The sequence below is a fragment of the Cellulomonas sp. P4_B5_2 genome (assembly GCF_056402235.1).
Genome location: NZ_JBFUHU010000464.1, coordinates 1 through 2,097, shown reverse-complemented (window position 1 = coordinate 2,097; position 2,097 = coordinate 1). Strand labels below are relative to the sequence as shown.

Annotated in this window: 4 protein-coding genes; all 4 read left to right on the top strand. The window is 77.2% G+C overall.

The annotated features are described in order from the left end of the window. On the top strand, nucleotides 1–796 hold a 796-nt coding region (locus AC1DUQ_RS21160), incomplete at its 5' end, for a DUF58 domain-containing protein (protein WP_477074565.1). Further along, the gene (locus AC1DUQ_RS21155; protein WP_477059365.1) at nucleotides 793–1,308 is read left to right on the top strand and encodes a hypothetical protein; all 516 of its coding nucleotides are present in this window, start codon (nucleotides 793–795) and stop codon (nucleotides 1,306–1,308) included. The genes AC1DUQ_RS21160 and AC1DUQ_RS21155, both read left to right, overlap by 4 nt. A gap of 69 nt (nucleotides 1,309–1,377) precedes the next feature. Continuing rightward, entirely contained in the window at nucleotides 1,378–1,608 is a 231-nt protein-coding gene (locus AC1DUQ_RS21150) for a hypothetical protein (RefSeq protein ID WP_477059364.1), read from the top strand. Next, nucleotides 1,605–2,097, top strand: a 493-nt coding sequence (locus AC1DUQ_RS21145) for a hypothetical protein (protein WP_477074564.1), incomplete at its 3' end; no start/stop codon positions are given. The genes AC1DUQ_RS21150 and AC1DUQ_RS21145, both read left to right, overlap by 4 nt.

Here is a 2,097-nt window from a genome sequence, read left to right as displayed (position 1 = left end):
GCTCCCGCCCCGGCTGCGCGGGCTGACCGGCGCGCACGAGTCCCGACGGCCCGGCGAGGGCGGCGGGCTGCGCGACGTGCACCCGTTCTCGCCCGGCGACCGGCTGCGGCGGATCGACTGGCGGGTCACCGCCCGCCGCGCGCCCGACCTGCACGAGCTCTACGTCCGGCGCGAGCACGCGCTCGCGGAGGCGGTCGTCGTGCTGGTCGTGGACTCGCGCGACGACGTCGGCCCCGACCCGATGACCTGGCGCGGCTCGACCCCGGCGAAGGCCGAGGACCCGACGTCCCTGGACCTGGCGCGGCAGGCTGCGACGTCCGCGGCGCAGGGGTTCCTCGACCTCGGCGACCGCGTCGGACTCGACGACCTCGGTGCGCTGCGCCGGCCGCTCCCACCCGGTGGCGGACGCCGGCAGCTGGACCGGATCCGGCACGCGCTGGCCCTGACGCGGCCGGAGGGCGACCCGCTGCGCCGGCTGCGCGCCCCGCAGATCCCGTCGGGCGCGCTGGTCCTGCTCTTCTCGACGTTCCTCGACGACGAGGCGGCGCTGGTCGCCTCCGTCTGGCGGCGTGCCGGGCACCGGGTGATCGCGGTCGACGTGCTGCCCACCCTCCGCGAGCGGCAGCTCGGCGAGCGCGAGCGGCTCGCGATGCGGCTGATCCGGATGGCGCGCGAGGATCGGCTGGCCGAGCTGGTGGACCTCGACGTCGAGCTGGTCACGTGGCGCGACCAGCCGCACATCGCGCTCGCGTCCCTGGCGCGCCGGGCGCAGCGGCGGGCGGGGGCGTCGCGATGAGCGAGGTGACTCTGGAGCTGGAGCGGCCGGTGCCCGCCTGGGCGTTGCGCGCGTCCCTCGCGGTCCTGTCCGCGGCGACGCTGACGGTGGCGTTCGCCGGCACCGGCCCCCGGCCACCCCTGGCGCTGGTGGTCGGGTTCGTCGCGCTCGTCGGCGCCGCGGTGCTGGTCCCCGGACTCGGCCTGGCTGCGCTCGTGGTGCTCGTCGCCGGGACGCGGCTGCTCGTCGGCGACCCGCCCGCGCTCGGCACGGTGATGGTCCTCGTCCTGCTCGTGCACCTGACCCTGTGGGCGGGGGCGGTCTGCGCGCGGACGTCGTGGCGCACCCTCGTCGAGGTCGCCGTCCTCGTGCGCGCGCTGCGCGAGGTCGCGCTCGTGCAGGTGGGCGCGCAGCTGCTGGCCGTGCTCGCGATGCTCCTGGTCGGGACGACGGAGGGTGACCTGTGGCGGGCGGCAGGGCTGCTCGCGGCGATCATCCTGGCGGCGGCGATGCTGCCGCGGCCGTCGGCCTGATCCGCCCACAGCCCCTGCCCGTCCCCAGGCCGTCGCCGACGCGCTGACCTGCTCCGTAGCGTCTCCGGCATGCAGATCGAGCACGGCCTTCCCCTGGTGCTCCAGGCACTGGACGACGTGGAGAGCGCGTCCCGTGCGCTGCGCGGCGCCGCGCAGGTGCAGTGGACGTCCGGCGCCGCGGACCGGTTCCGTGCGGCGCTCGACGAGGCGGTCGTGTGCGTGCGCCAGGTGCAGGTCTCGGTGGAGCGGACGGTGCAGCCGGTGGCGGCGGCTGACCTGGACGCGCGGGGAGGCCTGTGAGCAGCGCGACGGACTGGTTCCGTGGGTACCGCGTGGCGGGTGGTCCGGGACCGACGGTCGCCGACCTGGAGGAGCTGATGTTCGCGTGCCGGCTGCTGGAGGGCGCCGCGGACCGGCTGGATGCGGCGTCGTGGACGCTGCTGCGGGCGTCGCAGGCGTGCGACGGGCTGAGCCGGGTAGGCGCCGAGGCGCGGCACGCTCTGGCGTGCGCTCGGGAGGGTGCGGGCGACCCCTGGCGTGTCGCCGAGCGGCTGCGCGAGCTCGCGGCTGCGCKGCGGCGGGTGGTCGAGGTGTACACGGAGGCCGAGTCAGCGGCACACCTGGCCCTGCGGGTGGGTGTCGTCGCCACGGCGTCGCAGCTCGGCGAGCGGCCGGTCGTCGCGGGCCTTCTCGGCGCCGCCGGCGTCGTGCTCGGGGTGGCCGCGGTCGGCAGCGTGATCGCGGGCGGCGTCGGACGCTCCCTGCTCCTGCACCGGCCCGACCCGGTGC

Excerpts from the sequence above, each read along its gene's own strand:
- AC1DUQ_RS21155 (WP_477059365.1), top strand. The coding sequence starts at position 793 with ATGAGCGAGGTGACTCTGGAGCTGGAGCGGCCGGTGCCCGCCTGGGCG.
- AC1DUQ_RS21150 (WP_477059364.1), top strand. The coding sequence starts at position 1,378 with ATGCAGATCGAGCACGGCCTTCCCCTGGTGCTCCAGGCACTGGACGAC.